At 63.9% G+C, this 21,036-nt stretch carries 23 protein-coding genes and 1 pseudogene; 18 read left to right on the top strand and 6 right to left on the bottom strand.

Annotated elements, in window-relative coordinates; translation table 11 throughout:
• Positions 1 to 96: 96 nt before the first annotated feature.
• The 3 genes from ACFYOW_RS42640 to pgsA form a co-directional block, all read right to left on the bottom strand.
• Positions 97 to 534 (bottom strand): helix-turn-helix domain-containing protein, encoded by a 438-nt coding sequence (locus tag ACFYOW_RS42640; protein ID WP_387296634.1) that lies wholly within the window; start codon positions 532 to 534, stop codon positions 97 to 99.
• 129 nt (positions 535 to 663) lie between these two features.
• Positions 664 to 1,158 (bottom strand): CinA family protein, encoded by a 495-nt coding sequence (locus tag ACFYOW_RS42635; RefSeq protein WP_387296632.1) that lies wholly within the window; start codon positions 1,156 to 1,158, stop codon positions 664 to 666.
• The gene (gene pgsA, locus ACFYOW_RS42630; RefSeq protein ID WP_387296630.1) at positions 1,155 to 1,811 is read right to left on the bottom strand and encodes a CDP-diacylglycerol--glycerol-3-phosphate 3-phosphatidyltransferase; all 657 of its coding nucleotides are present in this window, start codon (positions 1,809 to 1,811) and stop codon (positions 1,155 to 1,157) included. The genes ACFYOW_RS42635 and pgsA overlap by 4 nt, the downstream gene beginning before the upstream one ends.
• 233 nt (positions 1,812 to 2,044) lie before the next feature.
• On the opposite strand from pgsA, the gene ACFYOW_RS42625 reads away from it, so the two are divergent.
• The 3 genes from ACFYOW_RS42625 (at position 2,045) to ACFYOW_RS42615 (ending at position 3,566) form a co-directional block, all read left to right on the top strand.
• On the top strand, positions 2,045 to 2,611 hold the full coding sequence (locus tag ACFYOW_RS42625) for an amino-acid N-acetyltransferase (protein ID WP_387296628.1): 567 nt from the start codon (positions 2,045 to 2,047) through the stop codon (positions 2,609 to 2,611).
• 16 nt (positions 2,612 to 2,627) lie between these two features.
• Entirely contained in the window at positions 2,628 to 2,912 is a 285-nt protein-coding gene (locus ACFYOW_RS42620; protein WP_387296626.1) for a YciI family protein, read from the top strand.
• A gap of 114 nt (positions 2,913 to 3,026) precedes the next feature.
• Positions 3,027 to 3,566: a hypothetical protein gene (locus ACFYOW_RS42615; RefSeq protein ID WP_387296624.1), complete on the top strand. Its 540-nt coding sequence runs from the start codon at positions 3,027 to 3,029 to the stop codon at positions 3,564 to 3,566.
• Here the strand turns inward: ACFYOW_RS42615 and ACFYOW_RS42610 are convergent.
• Positions 3,563 to 4,564, bottom strand: a pseudogene (locus ACFYOW_RS42610) (TerC family protein). The gene ACFYOW_RS42615 and the pseudogene ACFYOW_RS42610 overlap by 4 nt on opposite strands.
• Before the next feature lie 316 nt (positions 4,565 to 4,880).
• On the opposite strand from ACFYOW_RS42610, the gene ACFYOW_RS42605 reads away from it, so the two are divergent.
• From ACFYOW_RS42605 to ACFYOW_RS42595, 3 genes are all read left to right on the top strand, one after another.
• The gene (locus ACFYOW_RS42605; protein WP_387296827.1) at positions 4,881 to 6,461 is read left to right on the top strand and encodes an IS1182 family transposase; all 1,581 of its coding nucleotides are present in this window, start codon (positions 4,881 to 4,883) and stop codon (positions 6,459 to 6,461) included.
• Between the two features lie 478 nt (positions 6,462 to 6,939).
• Entirely contained in the window at positions 6,940 to 7,698 is a 759-nt protein-coding gene (locus tag ACFYOW_RS42600; RefSeq protein ID WP_387296622.1) for a hypothetical protein, read from the top strand.
• Positions 7,699 to 7,702: 4 nt separating this feature from the next.
• Positions 7,703 to 8,032 (top strand): hypothetical protein, encoded by a 330-nt coding sequence (locus ACFYOW_RS42595; RefSeq protein WP_387296620.1) that lies wholly within the window; start codon positions 7,703 to 7,705, stop codon positions 8,030 to 8,032.
• Between the two features lie 633 nt (positions 8,033 to 8,665).
• Here ACFYOW_RS42595 and ACFYOW_RS42590 read toward each other — a convergent pair.
• Positions 8,666 to 9,193, bottom strand: a complete 528-nt coding sequence (locus ACFYOW_RS42590) for a hypothetical protein (protein WP_387296618.1) — start codon at positions 9,191 to 9,193, stop codon at positions 8,666 to 8,668.
• 169 nt (positions 9,194 to 9,362) lie between these two features.
• Here ACFYOW_RS42590 and ACFYOW_RS42585 point away from each other — a divergent pair, with 169 nt between their 5' ends.
• From ACFYOW_RS42585 to ACFYOW_RS42575, 3 genes are all read left to right on the top strand, one after another.
• Positions 9,363 to 10,046 (top strand): hypothetical protein, encoded by a 684-nt coding sequence (locus ACFYOW_RS42585; protein WP_387296616.1) that lies wholly within the window; start codon positions 9,363 to 9,365, stop codon positions 10,044 to 10,046.
• Between the two features lie 484 nt (positions 10,047 to 10,530).
• Positions 10,531 to 10,764, top strand: a complete 234-nt coding sequence (locus tag ACFYOW_RS42580) for a hypothetical protein (RefSeq protein WP_387296614.1) — start codon at positions 10,531 to 10,533, stop codon at positions 10,762 to 10,764.
• Entirely contained in the window at positions 10,764 to 12,524 is a 1,761-nt protein-coding gene (locus ACFYOW_RS42575; protein WP_387296612.1) for a zeta toxin family protein, read from the top strand. Before ACFYOW_RS42580 ends, ACFYOW_RS42575 begins: the two co-directional genes overlap by 1 nt.
• 434 nt (positions 12,525 to 12,958) lie before the next feature.
• Here ACFYOW_RS42575 and ACFYOW_RS42570 read toward each other — a convergent pair whose 3' ends face one another.
• Positions 12,959 to 13,210: a hypothetical protein gene (locus ACFYOW_RS42570; protein ID WP_387296611.1), complete on the bottom strand. Its 252-nt coding sequence runs from the start codon at positions 13,208 to 13,210 to the stop codon at positions 12,959 to 12,961.
• 188 nt (positions 13,211 to 13,398) lie between these two features.
• On the opposite strand from ACFYOW_RS42570, the gene ACFYOW_RS42565 reads away from it, so the two are divergent.
• The 9 genes from ACFYOW_RS42565 to ACFYOW_RS42525 all read left to right on the top strand — a co-directional run bounded on the left by ACFYOW_RS42565 (position 13,399) and on the right by ACFYOW_RS42525 (position 20,979).
• Positions 13,399 to 13,887 (top strand): hypothetical protein, encoded by a 489-nt coding sequence (locus ACFYOW_RS42565; RefSeq protein ID WP_387296609.1) that lies wholly within the window; start codon positions 13,399 to 13,401, stop codon positions 13,885 to 13,887.
• Complete coding sequence (locus ACFYOW_RS42560) at positions 13,884 to 14,606, top strand: hypothetical protein (RefSeq protein ID WP_387296607.1); 723 nt, start codon at positions 13,884 to 13,886, stop codon at positions 14,604 to 14,606. The genes ACFYOW_RS42565 and ACFYOW_RS42560 overlap by 4 nt, the downstream gene beginning before the upstream one ends.
• Entirely contained in the window at positions 14,603 to 15,055 is a 453-nt protein-coding gene (locus ACFYOW_RS42555; protein ID WP_387296605.1) for a hypothetical protein, read from the top strand. The genes ACFYOW_RS42560 and ACFYOW_RS42555 overlap by 4 nt, the downstream gene beginning before the upstream one ends.
• The gene (locus tag ACFYOW_RS42550; RefSeq protein ID WP_387296603.1) at positions 15,052 to 15,762 is read left to right on the top strand and encodes a hypothetical protein; all 711 of its coding nucleotides are present in this window, start codon (positions 15,052 to 15,054) and stop codon (positions 15,760 to 15,762) included. The genes ACFYOW_RS42555 and ACFYOW_RS42550 overlap by 4 nt, the downstream gene beginning before the upstream one ends.
• 454 nt (positions 15,763 to 16,216) lie before the next feature.
• On the top strand, positions 16,217 to 16,651 hold the full coding sequence (locus ACFYOW_RS42545; RefSeq protein WP_387296601.1) for a hypothetical protein: 435 nt from the start codon (positions 16,217 to 16,219) through the stop codon (positions 16,649 to 16,651).
• 142 nt (positions 16,652 to 16,793) lie between these two features.
• Positions 16,794 to 17,555 carry a hypothetical protein gene (locus tag ACFYOW_RS42540; protein WP_387296599.1) on the top strand — a complete coding sequence of 254 codons (762 nt, stop codon included), beginning with the start codon at positions 16,794 to 16,796 and terminating at the stop codon, positions 17,553 to 17,555.
• 1,180 nt (positions 17,556 to 18,735) lie between these two features.
• Positions 18,736 to 19,941 (top strand): hypothetical protein, encoded by a 1,206-nt coding sequence (locus ACFYOW_RS42535; protein WP_387296597.1) that lies wholly within the window; start codon positions 18,736 to 18,738, stop codon positions 19,939 to 19,941.
• Positions 19,929 to 20,687 carry a class II glutamine amidotransferase gene (locus ACFYOW_RS42530; RefSeq protein WP_387296595.1) on the top strand — a complete coding sequence of 253 codons (759 nt, stop codon included), beginning with the start codon at positions 19,929 to 19,931 and terminating at the stop codon, positions 20,685 to 20,687. Before ACFYOW_RS42535 ends, ACFYOW_RS42530 begins: the two co-directional genes overlap by 13 nt.
• Before the next feature lie 70 nt (positions 20,688 to 20,757).
• Positions 20,758 to 20,979: a hypothetical protein gene (locus ACFYOW_RS42525; RefSeq protein WP_387296593.1), complete on the top strand. Its 222-nt coding sequence runs from the start codon at positions 20,758 to 20,760 to the stop codon at positions 20,977 to 20,979.
• Positions 20,980 to 21,036: the final 57 nt, after the last annotated feature.

The following is a 21,036-nucleotide window of genomic DNA, read 5'->3' as shown; positions in this document are numbered from 1 at the left end:
GGGCGAACCCGGCCCAACTGACGCCTAGTACAGAATCTATCCGCTTTCGGCACCGGTTCGCAGCGTCGGCCGCAGACGCCACCTCTCGTCTATTGATCAGTTGCTTTTCACCAGGACCAGCATGTCGGCCCTGGGGGCCGGAATGACGATCCGGGTGTCCTCGGCGATCTGCGTACGGGCACCTGCCACCGACATCGTGGCGGTCGCGGGCTCCGACGCGGCCTCGGCGGGTTCGGCCGCAGCGGTCCGCTCCGCCTCGGGTGCATCGGCGGTCTGGGCGGGCGCGTCGGCGGGCAGACCGTCGGCGCCCGCCATGATCGTGCTCACATCCCAGAGCACCCGCGACAGCGGCACATCCAGGGCCGCGCAGATGGCGGCGAGCAGCTCACTGGAGGCCTCTTTGCGGCCCCGCTCGACTTCCGACAGATATCCCAGGCTCACGCGCGCCGAGGTGGAGACCTCACGCAGGGTCCGGCTCTGGGCGAGACGAGCACGCCGCAAACTGTCCCCGATCGCCTCTCGCAGCAGCGTCATGTCGTTCTCCTTAGCTCCCAGTAACCGGGTCCGCGGGCGCCTACAAGCGCTGCGCACGCCGTCCTTTCTGGCACAACGTCGAACAGGGCCCGGTTGGTTCCCACGGTGGCAAACCAGGCGCGGCAGCGCCTAGTGGCCGTCTCCCACGATACGACGCAACTCCCGTACCGCGCTGTGCGTAGCGCCGATTCGGATCGCCCACCGGTCGCCGTCCAGTTTCAGCCGCATGACCTCGGTATGCCCGGGCCCGGCCAGTCCGAGGAAGACAGTGCCGACGGCATGCCCGCCCTGAGATTCGGGGCCGGCCACCCCGGTCAATCCGATACCCCAGTCCGCACCGCAGCGCAGCCGCGCACCGACGGCCAACTCTTCGGCGGTGCTCGCGGCGACCGGTCCCTCGGTCGCGAGCACTTCGTCACTGACACCGGCCAGGCTGTGCTTGAGTTCGGTCGCGTAGACGACCAGCCCGCCGCGCAGCACCGCGCTGGCACCGGGCACCCCGGCGATGGTCGCCGCGAGCAGGCCCGCGGTCAGCGATTCGGCGGTCGCCACGGTCTGCCGGGCGGCACCCAGCTCGCGCACCAATTCGACGACAGGCGCTCCGGTTGTCAGCGGATCGGTCATGCGCCGCGTGTCCGGCCCGGACCTCCAGCGAGCCACACCCGCGCCGCCTGCCCCACATAGTCGAGGCCGGTAATGACCGTCAGCGCGACGGCCACATACATCAATGTCATGCCTGCGGTGGCGAATCCGCCGTGCAGAGGCAACAGCAGTACCGCGATCGCGACGGACTGCACCAGCGTCTTCAACTTGCCGCCGCGTCCGGCCGGAATCACCCCGCGCCGCACCACCACCAGCCGCAGCAGCGTGATCCCGATCTCGCGAGCGCAGATGACCAGGGTGATCCACCACGCCAGATCACCGAGCATCGAAAGTCCGATCACCGCCGAACCGATCAGCGCCTTGTCCGCGATCGGATCGGCGAGTTTGCCGAAATCGGTGACCAGGCCGTATTTGCGCGCCAATTGCCCGTCGAAGCGATCGGTGATCGCGGCTATGCCGAACAGTGCGGCAGCCGCGATCCGCCAGCCGGTCTGGTGGCCACCGCCGACGAACAGCGCGAGCACGAACAGCGGCACCAGCGCGATGCGCAGCATGGTGAGCACATTCGCGATATTCATCAGCGGGACGACGGGATCGGTCTGGGCGGGCGCGAATCCGGCGCGAACCACGGGTTCGCCCCAGCGTCGATCGATCTCTTCGGGCTGCACGCTCACGCCTCCGCCTCGCTGGCGCTCGGCTCCGGCGCGTGCGTGCACGGCTGTGACATGGTTCGCTCGCTGCGCTCCCTCACGGCCTCCGCCTCCCTGGCGTAAGCCCCTGTCACCAAGGCCACACCACCCACCGTCACGACGCTCGGACGCATGCCTACGCGATGCGGTGAGCGGAGCGGGTGGATGTGCGGCACACGTTCAGAGTATCGGTAACCGGGCCGACTACTGTGCACCACATGACCTCTCGGGGACCACTAGGTGGTTCGACCAGCGACGCGTATCCGGGCGCGGCACCTGCCGCGAACAAATCTGCCCCTGTTGTGCGACGCGCCCGAACCTCCGATGTGCCCCAGATCAAGAGCCTCGTCGATGAATACGCCGGTCGGATCCTGCTGGAGAAGAACCTGGTCACACTGTACGAGGCGGTACAGGAATTCTGGGTAGCCGAACTCGACGGCCGGGTGGTCGGCTGCGGTGCGCTGCATGTGCTGTGGGCCGACCTCGGCGAGGTGCGCACGGTCGCGGTGCATCCCGATGTCAAGGGGCATGGTGTCGGTCGGCTCATCGTAGAACGGCTGGTCGCGGTGGCCAGGGAACTCGAACTCGGACGGCTGTTCGTACTCACCTTCGAGGTGGACTTCTTCGGCAGGCACGGATTCGTGGAAATCGACGGCACACCGGTCACCGCCGAGGTGTACGCGGAGATGTGCCGGACCTTCGATCCCGGTGTCGCCGAATTCCTCGACCTCAGCTATGTGAAACCGAACACCCTCGGCAATACTCGAATGCTGCTGAACCTCTGACCAGAACGGATCGATCGTGCCCATCTTCGCCGTGCACTACACCTACTCCGATGCCACCGTCGAGGCGCGCGATGCCTTCCGCCCGGAACATCGGGCCTGGCTCAACGGCCTGATCGACGCGGGTTCGCTGCTGACCAGCGGTCCCTACCCGGATGGTTCCGGCGCACTGCTGCTGTTCCAGGTCACCGACGAGGCGGCCATCAAGGAACTGCTGCCGCAGGATCCGTTCGCCCGCGAGAACCTCATCGAGGATGTACGGGCGGTCGAGTGGCTGCCGGTGATGGGCACATTCGCTTCCTGACCGTCCGGCTGACCGCCGCGTGTCGCCGCTCGACACTTGGCGGTCAGCAAACTTACGGCGACACGCCGCGCCAGGTGCGGAAGAATCCGCGCCCACCGACGCAGACTCCCCCGTATGCGCATATCCGTCGCGATTTTCGCGTCGCTGTCGGTCGCAGGCCTCGCACTCACCATCTGCTCGAGGGCCGCCGATTTCGACACCACGGCAAACTTGACGGTCGGGGATCGTCCATTGCTACGAGCGGGTTCGGTCGACGAGTCGATATACCGCGCCACCGACGGCTACTACTTCCGGACGGCGGACGGCGGCATCGCATGCGGCTTCCTCGACGAGCCGTTCGGACAGCCGAAACGACCGGTGGGCTGCCAGGGCACGACCCAGCCCACCCCGCCGGCGATGCAGGCCTGCTGGGGCATCGACCCGAGTGCGGCGGCACTGGCCGTCGGCGAGAACGCCGGATATCTGTGCGTGAACCGGGGCTACTTCGTCGGCACCACATCCGGAGCCGATACCGATGCGCCGGTGCTGCCGGTCGGGTCGAGCCTGAGCGTGGCCGGCTTCACCTGCCTGGCCCAGCCCGTCGGGGTGACCTGCCGCAATGACGCGACCGGGCACGGCTTCGAGATCACGCCCGAAAACAACCGGATCTTCTAATCCGCTACTCGGCTCTCGACGGACCGGGCCGCGCCACGGGTTTTGATCAGGCTCGCGACGGTCGCGATGAGCAGAATCCCGATGATCACGCTCAGCGAGACCGGCGTGGAAATCTCCGGTACCTTGACGTGCCGACCACCGTTGACGAAAGGCAGGGTGTTCTCGTGCAGTGCGTGCAGCACCAGTTTGACGCCGATGAACGCGAGAATCGCCGAAAGGCCGTAGGACAGGTAGACCAGGCGATCCAGCAGGCCGCCGATGAGGAAATACAGCTGCCGTAAACCCATGAGCGCGAAGGCATTCGCGGTGAACACGATGTAGGGCTGCTCGGTCAGACCATAGATGGCGGGGATGGAGTCCAGCGCGAACAGCAGGTCCGCGAAGCCGATTGCCAACAGCGCCAACAACAACGGGGTGATCACGCGCCGGCCATCGATCCGGGTGAGCAGTTTGTCGCCGTCGTATTCGTCGGTGGTCGGGAGCACCCGTTTGGCCAGCGCCACGATCCGGCTGTCGCGCTTCTCCTCCTGCTCGACCTCGTGTCCGCTCTCGCGCAACAGTTTCACGGCCGTATAGACCAAAAACAGGCCGAACAGATAGAACACCCAGCTGAACGCACTGATCGCCGCCGCACCGACGGCGATGAACACACCCCGCATGACCAGCGCCAGCACAATGCCGATCAGCAGTACCTTCTGCTGGTAGATCCGCGGCACCGCGAAGCTCGACATGATGATGACGAAGATGAACAGGTTGTCCACCGAGAGGGCCTTCTCGGTGACGAAGCCCGCGTAGTACTCGCCCGCGAAGGTCGAGCCCCACTTCCAGGCGACGAATCCGCCGAAGACCAGGGCCAGACCGATGTAGATCGCTGACTAGGTGCCGGATTCCTTGAAGGTCGGATCGTGTGGTGTGCGGACATGGGCGAAGAAGTCGAAGACGAACAGACCCAGGATCACCAAGATCGTCAAGATCCATTCGAGTGCGGTTACCTGCATGCGGGCTCCGGGGAAACGCGTTTCATGACAGCAATCATGCCCGATTTGTCCGTTCTGTCGAGCTAGCTGAAGAGTTGCTGACCATAATTTCACATGCGGGTCCGGCGGCCGACGTGTCACCCTCGCGAGCATGACCGGCGACTACCTCATCCTGAACAAGGCGAAATTGGACGAGCGCGCGCCTGCGCATGCCGCATCGCGTGACTACGAGGATGCCGACCCTCTCGAGCGACCTGTAAGCAGTCGCTAGGACGCTGCTGAATAACGTGGCGTGTTGTCCCCGGTCCTTTGGGTCGGGGTCAACGAGGATGGTGGGGTGCAAGGTGAGGGCAGGTCGGATCCGGAGTTGATGGATGCGGCGGCGTTGGTGGGGCATCTGGTTCCGGCGGGCAGTGTGTTCGCGTTCCTGGCCGAGCATCGCCGGGAGGTGTTCCCGGCGGTGATGTTCGAGGACCTGTTCCCGTCGCGGACGGGGCGGCCGAGTCTGCCGTGCGAGGTCGCCGCGTCGGTGCTGGTGTTGCAGGCGCTGCACGACCTGTCCGACCGTGAGACGGTGGCCGCGGTGCGGTGCGACCTGCGGTGGAAGGTTGCGTGCGGGCTGGCGTTGGATGACGAGGGCTTCGATCCGTCGACGTTGACGTATTGGCGGCGGCGGTTGGCGAACTCGGACAGTCCGAACCGGATCTTCGATGCGGTCCGTGCGGTGGTTTCCGAAACCGGTGTGCTGCAAGGTAAGACGCGACGAGCCCTGGATTCGGTGGTCCTCGACGACGCGGTCGCGACCCAGGACACCGTCACCCAGTTGATCGCCGCGATCCGCCGGGTCCGCCGCGAGGTGCCCGGCGCTGCGAGCATTGTCGCTGAACTGTGCACGGGCCACGACTACGACGATCCCGGCAAGCCAGCCATCGCGTGGGACGACAACCCCGCCCGCGAAGCGTTGGTGTCGGCGCTGGTCAACGACGCGACATCGGTAGTGAATGCGTTGTCGGGCAACGAGTTCGACGAGAAAGTCCGCGACAAGGCCGAGCAGGCGTTGGCGTTGCTGGCGTTGATCGCCGGACAGGACGTCGAACCCGCCGAGGGCTCCGACGGGACGGATGGACGCTGGCGTATCGCCCGCAAGGTCGCCGAGGACCGGGTGATCTCGGTGGTCGACCCCGGCACCCGCCATGTCCACAAGTCCGTGGCTTCCCGTCAGGATGGCTACAAGGCCCACCTCGCCGTCGAACCCGACACCGGCCTGGTCACCGCCGCCCGGCTCACCAAAGGCACCGGAACCGACAACCACGAAGCCACCGTCGCCGGATCACTACTCGACACCGACACCGCTCTACGGGAAGTGCGAGAAGTGTTGGGCGACAGCGCATACGGCACCGGAGAGTTCCGTGCCGACCTGGCACGACGCGAACTCACCGCAGTCATCAAACCACTGCCGCTGCGTCCGGCGGTCGAGGGCGGGGTCACCATGGACGACTTCCTCGTCGACGAAGTCGCAGGGTCGGTGACCTGCCCGAACGGTGTCACCAAACACATCACCGCCAAACGTGCGGTGACCTTCGGGGTCGCATGCCGCAACTGCCCGCTGCGCACCCGCTGCACCACCAGCGAACAGGGCCGAATCCTGCGCCTGCACGAACATGATGCCCTACTCCGTCAAGCCCGCCGCCACTGGCGCAGCGACCCGGACCTGCGCGCCATCTACCGACAACACCGACCGATGGTCGAACGCAGCATCTCCTGGCTCATCGGCCCCAAGGGCCGCTGCCGCAAACTGCGCTACCGCGGCATCGACGCCAGTAACCAGTGGCTGCACCGCCGCGCTGCCGCCCTCAACCTGCGCCGCCTGCTCAACCTCGGCCTCACCCGGACCGCCGGCACCTGGGCCATCGCCTGAACCGAGGCGATGGCCCACCAGCAGACACCACCGCCCATCACACTCACACGATTCCGGGGGTTCCGCCGCGCAGCGGCGGAACCCCCGGAATCAGCCTTATTCAGCAGCGTCCTAGTCACGCCTCAACGATATGGCCCGTGCCGGGCACACTGTCTGGTCTCGACACGGCCTCGCTGATTACCAGTGCGGATAGCGAAACAGCACAGGCCCAGCCAGGTCCCATCGGTCGCGCGGGCCCACGCCAGAAGTAAGCCGGGCATGGTCGCGGTGACGTCGAGGCCGCAGTTCTTGGACCGCAGCGAAACTCTGTCCGCCCGAAATGGACCGTTGGTCGGGATCGCTGCGCTCAGGTCGATTAGTACGTGCTGCGGTGGATCCACGACGCGCTTCAGCGGCGCCGAGAAACCAGTAGAATCGAATGTATGTTCGACTCAATGTCTCGGGTTCGAGGAACGGAAATGTTGTGATCCGGGTAGAAATGGCCGACCTGACTGGGTTGACACCGCAGCAAAGCGCGGCATTGGTGCGGCGCCTGCACGGAGCACATAAGCGCACCCACGTGACAACGATTCCCGAAGAAGTCGGAGCCGCGCCACCACTCGGCGCTGCACCTGTCACCACGAAATTACTTTCAGTGCCGGGCGGGCTCGGCGAAGCGCTGCCGCACGGCGGACTCCCACTCGGTCGAACCATCGCATGCACTGGCAGCAGCACGCCACTACTCGGACTCCTGGCCGCAGCAACATCGCAACGAAAACGTGTCGCGGTGGTCGGACGCCCACAACTCGGGCTACTCGCCTTCGTCGAGATGGGCGGCGACCTTACCCGGTTGGCCCATATCCCGTATCCGGGTCCCGATCCTCTTGAGGTGGCCGTGGTCCTGCTCGACGGTCTCGACATCGTTGTGCTCGACACCCCCGACACCGCTCCAGCGAGCCGGATTCGAGCTGCGCTCGCCCGCGTCCGCAGCCACGACGCCATCCTGATACTCACCCAGCCTGCCCGGCTCGCTGTGGATCTCGAAATACGTTGCGACAGAGCCGAATATGTCGGACTTGCCCGCGGGCGCGGGCTGCTGCGTGCGGTGAGCTACGACATTACCGTCACCGGCCGTGCTACACCGCGACCGCTCACCACCCGAGTGCACTTGCAGGGCACCGATGACCGGCGCTGCGCATGGACTCGACAGGCGACCGACAGCGCCGCTACGCCCTCACCGATCGCCCGGACTGGTTGAGCCGATGAGCGACGGACCCATGCGAGTACTGAAACCACCACAGAGAGTGCGAGTAGACCCGCGCCGCATTTGGGGTGCACCACAGCACGACTGGCCGCGGACCATGCCGCCAACCCTCGGCGAAAAAGCCGCGTCCCTGGATATCCGCACTGGTGAAGAGTGGATCACGGCGACCGCCTACCGATGGGCACGGCTGGCTAGAGGCACCACGCCCACCTGGTACCTGGAAATCGAGCTCGATCTACTCACCATCAACGGCCTCAGCGGAGTGACACTGCGGCAATGGGTGCCTTGGGACGCTGTGCAACCGATCCTCATCGCAACCCGTCAATAACAGCCCGCTCCGCCATTGAGGGGCTGATTCGCGGCACGAGACGAGAGCGCTCGCCCGCTGCGGAAGCCCAGCTGCGAAGATGAACTGCGCCGCATCGGTGGTGATAATCCCGGCACTGAGCGATGCCCGGGATACATGCTGAGCAAGGTGACCGAAGGCTTTCTCGGAGTGTGCGCCGTGCGCACTATCTGAACGTCAACGCTGACAAAAGGCGTCTTTCGTAGCCTCCGAGGATGAGCTCCTGGACCGGGTGAGTTGCGAAGATTCGCCGAAAGGAAGACAAGCCAAGCCATCCTGGACACATCCAACGGCAGAGCTAGCGAGCAACCCAGTACCTGGAGAGAGCAAATTCCGCAGCCGATCTTCACATACGCTGTTTGCTACCGTCTGCTCGCTCCGCCGATCATCACACCGCCGCCGCACACGGTGCGGCGGCTCTACGTCACCCTGCAGCCACACCCTTGCCGAACCTGCAAACATTAGCTCGTCGCACCGGAACGACAAGCACTACAACATGACTCGCCTCACAAGAGGCTATCCAGTTGGCGGCATAAGGCGGTTCGGGAAGTTGTTTTCTCCGTCCGGCGGATCTCTCCGCCGTCGAAAAGCCAAGCGTGTCCTCGGGACTGCGGGTCAAGCGTAACCTGCGGCCTGCCACAAACGGGTCCGGTATTCAAGTGGCGACATCAACGTCCGCGCAGGAAGGGGCCGCCATGACGTCGTCGAGAGGAAACAACCGCCGCACCGGCCGCAGTACCAACTGTCCTGAAACGCTGCCATCGCTGTGGTGCGGCCACGGGCGATACGGCGATTCCGTCGTACTCGCGGGATTACCATCGCGAATGGCACAGCCCACAGAAGGATGAACGGGCCGAACAGGATTACCGCCGAGGTGACGACATGGTCGCCACCTTGCGCGGCCATCGAACCAATAATGAGCCCACCGAGCGGCACGACGAACACGAAGAATATCGCGAGGAACGCCACCCCCACCAATATCAACCCTGTGGTCCTGCGCAGTGGTGGGGTCGGTGCAGTCATCGCAACGAGATCAGTTGTCTGGATCTGCACCGCGGATGTTGCACCAACGACAGGCACGAGGGAGCCACCGCTGGTGATCCCCATACCGGTGAGTACACCGTGGCTTTCGATCGTGCTCATGCCTTCGTGGTGGACGGCAGCGAGGTGACGGACCGAACCGTGTGAGTGGCATGACGGGCACGAGGTGTCGGGTTGCAAGGTGATCTACCCCCAAAGCGGGTTCGCGATGTCTGCAGCGAGAGTACCCGCGAGTGTCGTTGCAGCCGAGCTAATTTCACCACGAGCGAAGATGCGCGCGGATCGCGCCGCCTTGCCACGGGTCTCGATTCGCCATCCAAGAAACGCCCATCCAGATCAGGATCTCTTGCCACCCTCAACGAAACTGGACCCTCTTGTGTCTACACCCGACGACTTCTTTGTCTACGTCTGCGCCACCGACACCGCCGGAGCCGACGTCGGTGATGCATTCGTTCGCGCCCGCCAATGGTGGGCCACCGAAATGCACATCGCCTACACCAAAGACCTCGATCGATACGGTCAATGCCCCGTCGACGACGACAAGCCCCACTACCAGGAATACATCAGAGGAACCATCGCATCACGCGCCCGCTTCCTCGCAGTCGCCGATACACCGCTCACGCTCACTCAAGCACAGAACCTCGCCGCACACCTGCGCAGTACGCATCCCGAAATCACAGCGTCAACAGAGCTGGCCGGAGCTATACCCGTGCGCGGCGAGACCGTCTTCCACGAACTCGACATTCCGATTCCCGACCGCGATCTCACCGAAGGCTTTCGGACTTGGCTCGACCATGCGGCCAAAGCCGCTGTGGCAGTAGCATATCCGGCCGAAACGCTCGAAGAAATCCGATTCTTCTACCAACACAGAGATCACGGGACCGAGCAGATCAGAGCCAGCCTCCACAGCCGCGGCGGCGCCGATCAGCATACCGGCTGGGCATTCTTCGCCTAGCGCACGCCAACGTGCGCCACACCGACAGCAGCTGGACGACGTTGCCGGCCCGGCCTGCTAACTCAGCACCGCCAGGCATCGAGACAACACCAAGTCGCGCACACAACCGAACACCAACAAGCAAGCCCTTGCCAGGCCGCTCTGATCGGCACTCAGATCTGTTGGGATTCCAGCTCCCGGCTTTGCTGCTCGCAAGCCCGACCAGATATCAAGAGCGACAATGCAATCAAACCGCACAGGAACTCCGATGCCGACCTACGTCCACACATCCCCACACGATTCCGATAAGCCTCGCACCCGTTGTCCACAAGACACCCCCACGCAACGAACCCTCCCCACCCGTCCGACATCGGCGCCGCAGTACTGCTATCGCCTGCCCGAGGCGAACACACACCCCTTCGCAGCAGACCAGCTGAGTAGACGGCGAGTAACCTCGTAGGAAAGCTCGACAATTCCTCTGCGAGCACGGGTTGAGGGAGGGGAGATGGGTGCCGCCATCCCACTAGGCGAAAAAGTTGGGTACGCACTCGCCGAAAAAATTCTGACCGAACTCGCGACATACGCACGCCTCGAAGCAACCGACGATCCAAGATGGCTTCCGCAAGCTGAGCGCTACAAGCAACGCCTGAAAGATCTGAAACCGACTCACCGCGAAGCGATCCACGCGATCCTGACGCATGACGCCGCAGTCCATCAGAAGCTATTAGGCCCACGTTGATGTCCAACTCGGCGCCTGAACCGTCATCTGCCCTATCCTTGGAGCGCGCCGAGCAGATCTTCACCCAAGGCATCGTATGGCTGCACCTGTCTGAGGCGTTCCCTTCGGACGATCCACGCATCACTGTCCTCCTCGGCCAGCCCAGTGCAGGAAAGACCACCTTCACGAAAACCCTCGCCGACAGCACCGCCGCACCGACCCGCCCGGTCGTGATCAACCCCCACGACTTTCGTGGTTTCTATCCCGACTACCTGAAAAAGAAGAATCAACCCGGCTGGGAAGAAGCGCATTCTGCACAGATCGACTACGAGGTTCGACGCTGGGTGCGGATGGCAGTGGACTACGTGCGCGCCATCGGGGCCAGCATAATCGTTGTCGACGATGTCGGAAGCCGACAACTTGCCGCCGACATCGTGGCCCAGTTCACCGACTCACCACCCGTAACCGCCTCCCACGAGGTCTCGTTCGCCTTCCTCGCTGCCTCGGACGCCGAAATCGAGCTGCTGGAGCTCGAATGCCATCAGCTCATCTACGAGCGGACCGGCCACAGCACCTACACCGGCGACGGATCCGACGCCCAACTCAAGACCAACATCCTCGAGGCCGCGCAGTTCGTCGAAAATGAACCTGGTGTCGGGACGATCGCGATCTACGGCGGCCTCGACAACGACGTTATCGCTCTGCGCCACCGCGGCGAGACTGGCAACTGGATCCACGATCGGGTCGAAGGCCAATCGAGACTGCCTGGCGCGCAGACGATGTCGGTGCCCGAGCTGGTCGAGAAGACGCATCATCTGGAGTGGAACCTGCAGCAAACCCAGGATTGGCTTGGGCTCCACGCAAGCCTTACAGTCCGCCTTGAGCCCAAGCTCCTCCCGTCGCTGCGCCGAGCCCGTGAGGCGGCCGAACCGCAACTGTTCGCTCCGGCGCTCGAGCTGCATTCGGATCGGGCCGCGGTGACCTGGGGTCACTACCAGCCGGTGACCATATCGGATATGGACACAGTCGTGCAGATGCTCCAGCATCGCCCGCGTGTGACTATCGGCGTGCTGGACTTCGACCAACAACCAGCTCAGCCAACACCAGAACACCGCGCATCGGCCTCAGCCCTCAACCCACTGAGGGCTTATGAGGTAGTAGCGATGTGGAACGCGGCGCTTATCGCTACTGGACTGGACGATCGCGTCGCCGTTGTCCCGATCGGGCGGCCCGAGCTCGACCCAGCCACGTTCAACCAGCTCTTTCACAAAGACACCTACGATGTGGTGCTGCCTACCGAACGAGTCGATGGCGAACCCGAAACAAGCCAGCACCAATACTATTGGCAGATCCTGGACCGTGTCATCTACGCTGCCGATCCTCTGATCGAATACCACCGAGTTGACGTGCAAGCCGTGTTCGAAGAGGGAAACGACAGCTGGAAGAGACTTCTCCCCCGCGGGGCACTGGAAGTTTTCGAAATCGTCGGCGGGGAAGATCGACTCCTCATACCCTCGATCTCGGTCGGAGCCCGGATTTTGTCCATCATTGACGACACGTTGGCCCCACAGGCAGTCCTTGCGGGACGATCCGCGCACTCGGATATCCCTCACCGCCGCGCCACCGATTACGTGATCGGCACCGCATCCGATTTCGGCGCATCGATCGAGGCGGCACTGCCTTCAGTCATCGACCGCCAATGGACGACTGAAGAACCTTCAAGACCAGCTGACAGCCCGCCTGCGCCTGGACTCGAACGAGGGCCCGATCGATCACGATGAGAACCACCCTCGAACGCGGGCGCAACACCACCACAACAGCCCCGACCCGCACACCAAAACCAATCTGAGACCTTGTCTTGCGCGGTCGACAGCGCCGCCAGTTACACGCCGTCGTTGAACGTGTCGCCGCCCAGCACTGACACTGTGGCCGGTTTCGCCAGAACACTCGGTGAGTCGATTACCGCCTGCGACTAGTCGATTGAGCCTCGCCCACCCAGTTCATCCGGCACGGCGTGATGTAGAGACCGCCACAGGCCAGCCTCCGAACCGGCGGTGCGCTCTCGGCACGGTGACGCCGAGCGAAGGCAGCAGCATCTGCCACGCACAACCACTGGTCAGCATGAACACCATCGCCGTGAACACCGGCTAACCGCGCCGGACTGCTGGTCGACTTCGGCCTCGACGACATCCCGGCAAAGTATCGCGCCGTCGACCTACTGGGCGTCCGCGGCATAGACGGGTGGAATCCGCTGGCAAGCCGAATCTGGTTGCAGCGGCATATTTCTCGCGAGTTTGGCGCCGTGCTGTTCCCCCACCACACCACCGACGGCAGCTTCTGACGCAGCACCAGCGTCCACATCGACGGCATCGACAACCAACTCGCCAGCTACTTCCAGCCCCAATACATGCACTTCGTCGGCGGCCAACTGATCACCTTCGGCGCAGAGGACGAGTAGCAGAGCCACATCGGCGGGCGGAATTCCTCTCGCCTGCACAACAATCGAAAAGGAGTACGGATATAGCTCGTCTTACCGCGTTCGCGAAAACAGCCACCACCGAACGCAAAGCTATCAATTCGATTCTCAAGGTCTGGGATCAGGCGACCGATGAACAGGTCGCTGAGGGGCATACCTGGTACGCGGAGGCGTTCGTCTTGGCGACCAAGGTGTCCGAGATCGCGGACATCAGCCTGGAACGCGCCGCCTGTGTGATCTCCGCGCTGAGTCCGCGCACCAGGTGGGAACGCAACGTCGCGGCAGCGCTCGCGATGGCCAAGGGTGAACCGGTATCCGGCACCTTGCCGATGAACGTTGCCCGAGCGCAACGAGCGATGGTCGATGCCGATCCGTGGTCGATCTTCTCGCCGCAAAGTCCGAAGATCCTCAACTTCGCGAAGAACATTCTTGGCGACACCTCAGCGGTAACCGTCGACATGCGGGCGTCCCTCATCGCCGGAGTCACCGAGACCGAGATGGGTCGAGTGGGCGTATATGAGGCGGTGGCGGACGCATACCGCAAGGCGGCAGCGAAGCGCGACGTCTTCGCGTCGGTCATGCAGGCAGGGACATGGGTAGCCGCCCGCGCCAACAACATGAGGCAGCCGAAAGCCGTTGAGTACGCACAACAATCGAAAGGGGCATGATGCCTGAATTCACTGTCGACAAAGACCTTCCCGAATTCACCTTCGACCTCTACACCTTGACCACGATCACGGTGCGGGCTAGTGATTTCGATGCGGCGCAGCGTATCTTGCCGACGCTCGAGCATATCGAGATGCCGGATTCGCTGGATCCGATCGCCGACAACGTCACCCTGGTCGGCTTGGAATACCGGGGTGTTGCCAACGCATTCAGCGGCGAACCACTGGAACTCGACACGGAATCCCCCGAAACCCGCTACAGCGATGGCGGATTCGCGCAACTGGAGCGGCTGGCGATGAGTAGCCCCCTCCTACCGCTGATGTTCCGAGTCGTCCAGCGCTCGCCGGAGGGCGCCAACATGCAGCCGATCACCCCGGGCAAACTGGATGAGGTCATCGACCAGGTGATCCGGGTGGGTCTCGCTGGCGAAGTGTGCACCGTAGACGGGATTTACGCGCCGTTGGTCGGAGTCGACGACGACGGCACGGTCCGTATCGAGCAGGAGGGCTGGGAGCCCTGGCAGCCAGTGACATCGGTCAGTAGCGACGGTGCGCAACTCGGCCCGATCATATCCTCGACGGTGCCTCTCGGCGACGAGCTCGCCGAACAGATCCTGCGTCGACCCGGCCTGTACGTCAAGGCCTGGACCAATCTCCCGGACCGTTCCTGGCTGATCCTGCACGCCGACGACTCCCAGCAGGTGTGGGAGGCACACGGATGACGACCGCAGACCTGATGGCGGGCATCTCGTGGCGCTACGACGTATTCGAGTGCGGTAGCCACAGTCTCATTCCCGGCGCCCACGACGAGGGATGCCGGGGGTGGCGCCGGCTGGGGATGTTCACCGCGAACCACTGGGCACAGTCGTTCACGTCGGCGGCCACGCTGCCGCATGGTTTGGTGATGCGGGTCGGCATCAATACCGCGCCAGGGTCGCTCGAGACCGCGTTCGAACATATCGCTGGCGGCGGGCTCTGCGACTCGTGCAAGGTCGGTCGTGGCGTGATGCGGCATTCGGCAATGGGCTCACGGTTCATCTGCCACGGCTGCGTGGCGGCGCTACGAGCGCACCACCGTCGGCTGTTCGGCACCACCTCGGGCTACGTTCCGCTGCTTGACGACGCCCGCGAAGTGCTGGGGCTGGCTGCAGCGCACGGAGGTTCACGATGACGGTCGCGCGGTTCCCAGGTGCGGATGCATGGGGTTGGCCGGTGGGTATGCCGCGAGTCAATCGGCTGGCGGTAACAGCGTCGATGTGGCCCGACTCGGCGGTGTGGGCGGTGTTACAGCGGGTGTACGACCTACGGGAGTCGACAGTACGTGAGGAGCTGATCACCGGTCTTTCGATGCGTTTGATCCTGTCGGGATGTCGCCTCGAGGACGGACGCAAGGTCCGATGGATCGAAATAGACTGGGGCAGCGACGGAATGCGGCTGGAGCGGATTCTGGACTCGATCGTTGTCGAGGTGGATCCGGACGCCGTGGACGACAATGTCGGCATATGGGTCAGCAACTTTCGAGACCCATCTCTGGTGATGCCTGGTGCGGACCCGGATTACGGACCCTACACCGTGGACCTCGAAGGGTTCTGCTATTTCGGCACGGCCGAATGCTGGGGGCCGCGTGGCGATCTCGGACCGCCGCCAGATGACAGCCTTTGGTGGCTGGCTGATGCCCTAACTCGGACGCTGTTCCTCGGTGAGCCCCGCACTTTGCCGACGGCGTCGCAGTGGGCTGACGCTGAGGCGATTGTCGGCCGACCGCTAGATCGAGTCGACGAGTTCACCTCGAAACCGCTGAAGCTCCAATCGTTGTGGGGCCCGCTGCGTCGAGCGCTGAGAGAGCCTTCACCGGCGCCGGACAAGGGAGGTCGATAGCTCATAGCCGCCTCTCCAGTTAGCCGCACTGCTCGTGAGGCGGCCGACCAGAGCTGTGCTGCGGGCTTGACGGCGTGGCTGACGACGAACCGGTCAGCGACGCCACCGTCACCGATGTCCGCAACACGCTGATCATCGACGCCGACCACTCCGATTCCGCCACCCTCACCGCCCAGTACGCGCCGCCGAACTCGCCCGTACCGGCACGGAAAGAAACAAGCATCGACAGACCTACACCGAACCCATCGGGGCGCGAGCGAGCCTGGCCTCAACGGTCACGCTGCTCCTCCACCATCCCTCTGACAACCCACCTCCGGTACACCGCGACCACAACATGCCCGTGTGTGAGGAAGCGACAGGAAACCCACGGCAACCGAAACTCAGCATCCCGATGACCATAGCTCCGTGCTACCGGCACAAGTGGTGTTCACGGTCAGACAAGGAGACAACACTCATGCCCGACTTGACCGAGACCATCGAATCCCCTGAGATTGTCCCGGCCCGCATCGTAAGTCGCCCGACGTGGGATGCCAAGGACTACAAACTCGTACACATCGCACTGCAAGCGCGCCGTCGCTTGACCGGCCCGCAGGTCGGCGACTGGATCGACTTCGCCGACCGGCCACTGCGAATCTCACACATGTGGGGCGATTACGCCGCGCAGACCGAGCTCGGCAGCGGCAGCATCTACCTGATCGGCAGCGGACACGGCTCGTATTCGGGCTCGCTCTACTCCTCGGTCCCGGTATCGGAACTCACCGCGACCGAGGAGTACCGGCCCTCGCGTATGTGGATCTTCCACCACGGCTGGGCCCGAGCTCACCACGGCGTCCACTTCACCATCCCCACCCGCGTCTACACCTGCTCGCTGACCAGCCCGCAGTACTGACTGCCCCGGGACTTCGCTGTAGCAGTCGTCGCATCCACAGCACCCCCACTCATGTCCTGCCCTGCGATCCCCCGGGGCAGCTCGAATCCTCAACCCCTTTGAAACACCCGTCATCGAAACCGATTGCAGGAGAACCAGTTCAGTGACAAAGACACCACCACCGTCAGCAGAAGAGGTGCGCGCCCAGTGGCAGCGCAGAGCTGATCACACCAGCACCGCCGAACTCGTCCATGTCCTGCGGCTCCTGGCCGGACTACCGCAACCACACGCCGCCCACGACGAACTGATCAGTGACATCATCACCTCCACCCTGCTGGCGCGGCATCCCGAAGCGCACCAGCAATGGCAGGCTGCGCCCCTCACGTCCAAAAACAGCGCGGAAGTGATCGCGGCCGCGGTCCGCGGTCTCGGTCCCCGATTCGCCTGGCTGGACAACAGCGCCCTCGTCACCGGGACACTCGGCGAATACGGCCTGCTCTGGCACTACCGGGAATACCGCGAACCCGGTGAAGTCTCACCGGTGATCAAGACTTGGGACGGCCAAACCCTCGAGGTCGTCATCGACAACCCCGACGAAGACTTACACCAGTTCACCGCAGGCCCTTACACCTATGAGGAGACCCTCACGCACTACTTCCCGCTCGAACGCCCGCAGGACACACCCGAGCCCACCGTGGTTCACACGCGGCCGGTGTACATGTATTTGCGCAACGGCACCCTGTACTCGGGCACCCTCGTCGACTACGCCGTGTGGTGGGATCGCCTCCACGGCACGACCGGACAGACGATCTCTGAGGTCGTCAAAACCTGGAACGGTGAGGTTCTGGACGTCAAGATCGGGGTTGACCCGCAAGCTGACGGCCGCACTTTCCGCGCAGGCAACGATATCTACTCCGCGAGCTGACTTGCCATTCCACCGCGCGAACAGATCCGAGTTGTGGCCACGCGGCGATCCGGCGCCTGGCACGCCTGAAACACGCCGCACTGATCGCTCACGCATGGTCGAAGATCTTGTGATCCCCACGCTCGCCCCCAACGCTGGCCTCAGCAACGGCGGCGCGCAGTGACTCGCACAACCAGTACGACAGCGTTGTGACCACACCCATTCGGGTTGTGCCGCTGGCAATCTCGCTTCCTGCATCGACACTCAGCTCCGGAGATGCGGCCCCTTGCTTCCGCAGCCGCCCCAGCTCGAACTCATCGGATGGCGCACCGGCCTGCGACGCACCGAAGACACCGAACTGCTGACACTGATCGACAACCGCAACATCCGTCGGACATCCAGCGCGCCGGAGGACATCAGAACACCCACGCGCCGCTCCTGAATCCTGCTGCCCCACAACGACGCTGGCGAAGACCGCGCTTGTCGCCCTTCAGCGATCGCGTACCAACCGACCCCGCGATGACAACGTCGCGGCGATGCTCACCGACCCCGGCGACCACGACCGAGGCATCACAGAAACTGGTCCAGCGCCGCCACCGATCTGATGAATTCCCGCTGAACATCGCGCTGCCTTACCACCACTCCCCGGCAGCCCCTGGGGCATACCGCCGAACCCAGCAACGGGTTTCGCAGGGCCGACTGTCACCCCCATCCGCCTCGCTGGGGAGAGCGCACTGCAACCACTTCTCGCACGGATGGGCTCGACCAAGCTCGTCATCTTCCCCCATGCCCCTGCCCGCTCTCTACAGCGCGTACCTGTTCGCTGGACAACGGCGGTCACTGGGACGACGGTGTCTGGACTTCAACTCCAGCTGCCCATTGGCGGTTCTGCACCAGTCGACAAAGACTGCCGATACACGGCCACTGCCGCAGTCTGACCTGGATCGCATGGACCGCTTGTGCGTCAGATACCGCTGGCGCATCGAGTGAAGCCGCCTTCGCTGATTGCGAACTCTTCGACCACAGCCAGACCGCCGAATGCACACCTCCACGCAACCAAGGGTGCCTGGCTCCATCGACCTTGCCACATCGGCCGACATCTGCCTTAGTCCTGGCCCCTGCTGATCTGTCCCCGCGAACCCCGTACGCGGCCGCTCGCTGCGCACGGGGCTATATCCATTTCACCGAAAGGCCCTGTGCCATGCCAGCATCCACGCTGGTCGACCAGTCGTGCTCGCAATGTTCGGATACGGTGCCCGCCGCGAACCTCACCACCACCGTCGAGGGTGAGGACCTGTGCGCGAGCTGCGCCACCGACTTCGACCACTGCGATGAGTGCGCCCGACCCACCCGCACCGTCCACCGCACCAGCCGCGACAGCGTGCTGTGTGAGGACTGCGTGTCCGGCTGGACGCAATGCGCTGACTGCGACATTTACAGCCACGACACCCGCACCGCAGTCGGCGGCCGCCATATCTGCGACGACTGCGCTGAGGAGTACTCCACCTGCGATGACTGCGGCCGACTCACCACCGATACCTCGCGCGTTGATGGCGGCAACGAAGTCTGCGATTCCTGCCTCGAAGAGGGCTACCACGACTGCGCCGAATGCTTCAACGTTATCCCCTACGACGACACGTATTGCCAGGATTGCGATCGCCCCGAACACGAAGCGGTCCACTACTACGACTACAAACCCGAACCCGAATTCCACGGCGAGGGTCCGCTGTTCCTCGGGCTCGAACTCGAAATTCAAACCCCCGAAACGCAATTTTGCGACGCGGTCGACACAGCCCTGGATCAGCTCGGTGACTTGGCCTACCTCAAACAGGACTCCTCCATTCACCCCTGTGGGTTCGAACTGGTCACCCACCCGATGTCGTTCGACTACGCACGAACCTCGTTCCCATGGCCGCTGTTGAACCAGCTGCGGTCGCTCGGCTGCTACACCGATACCAACGTCGGCATTCACATCCACCTCTCCCGCGACGGGTTCGACTCCCCCGCCCACGCCTACCGGTGGCTGAAGTTCGTTTACCGCAACGAACCTCAGGTCACTACCTTGGCGCGACGCTCGTCTGACTGGGCACTGTTCTCGCCCTCTGCCCGTTCCCGTGTCCGTGACTTCGCCAAGGGCGACCGCGACGCGGACCGCCATCACGCCATTAATGTTCGTCCTGCCAAGACCTTCGAGCTGCGGGTCTTCGCTAGTTCTCTAACTCCGCAGCAGGTTCAAGCCGCGCTCGCCTTCGCGGCTGGATCGGTCGAATACACCCGCTGCCTCAGCGCCGCCGACATTGCGCGCCGTCGCGGCTGGGAATGGACCGCGTTCACCACCTGGCTGCGCGCCCGCCCGGACTACTCGCCCCTTCTGGCTGAGCTGGAGGCGCTCGCATGTGCATCCTGACCTTCGTCAAACCCGGCATCGCCCCGAACCTCGATGCTTTACGTGGCGGCGCGGCGGCCAACCCGCACGGGCACGGCTACGCGATCATCACCGCCGACACCATCACCGTCGGCCGCAGCATGGACGCCGACGCGGCGATCACCGAATTCGCCGCTATCCGAAAGCAATACCCAGAGGGTCCGGCATTGTTCCATTCCCGTCTGGCCACCCACGGTGTGCTTTCGCTGGACAACTGTCACCCCTTCGTTGTCGGTGGCGACGCGCGAACCGTACTCGCGCACAACGGGATCCTGCCCAAGATCGTGCACCCCGCCCCGGATGATCCGCGCTCGGACACGCGTATCGCCGCCGAGGAATACCTGCCTGTGCGCCCGTTCGGGTCGCTGGATTCCTGGGCTGGGCGTGAGCGGCTCGAACGCTGGCTCGGCACCGACAAGATGGTGCTGTTGACCATCGATCCCGCCTATCAGCGTGCGGCCTACATCTTCAACGAACACCACGGGCACTGGGACCAGGGCAGCTGGCACTCCAACCACTCTTATCTGGACGGCCTGTGGTCCGGCGAAGCCGAGGGCTACTGGGGCTACTGCGAGGAATGCGGCGAATTCAACGACGACCCGGTCGGCCCGCACTGCAGGATCTGCGGGTTCTGCGCCGACTGCTTGTACTCCTTCCCCAAGTGCGCGTGCCCGTCATTGGCCGGCGAGAACCGCTACGCCGACTTGTTCGACCTCGAAACCACCTGAACTCCAACACATCCACCGCAAGCCCCGACTCTGGCACCGGCAGTAGTGCCCGACAAAGGAACCCGATCCCATGAGACAGACGCTGAATCTGCCCACCGCGCTGGTCAGGCTGCGAGACATCGTCGACGACCATGTCATCCTCAGCACCGACGGCCACCGGGTCCGCCTGCTGCTGTGCGTGGACGACGATCCCGAAACCGTCTATCAATATGCCGATCTCGGCCCCTGCGCCGCCGATGCACTCGCCGCCGCATTAGCCTCGATCTTTCGCCGGGCCTTCGGCCCGGCGTAGTCGGGTTCGGATTGGTTTCCGGTGGCTGATCAGCGGCCGGTGGGCAACATCGGGTAG

The sequence above is a fragment of the Nocardia sp. NPDC006982 genome (assembly GCF_042869435.1).
In the GTDB taxonomy this organism is placed as follows: domain Bacteria; phylum Actinomycetota; class Actinomycetes; order Mycobacteriales; family Mycobacteriaceae; genus Nocardia.
Note: the sequence above shows the minus strand (reverse complement) of the source record. Positions and strands in the feature narration are given on the sequence as shown.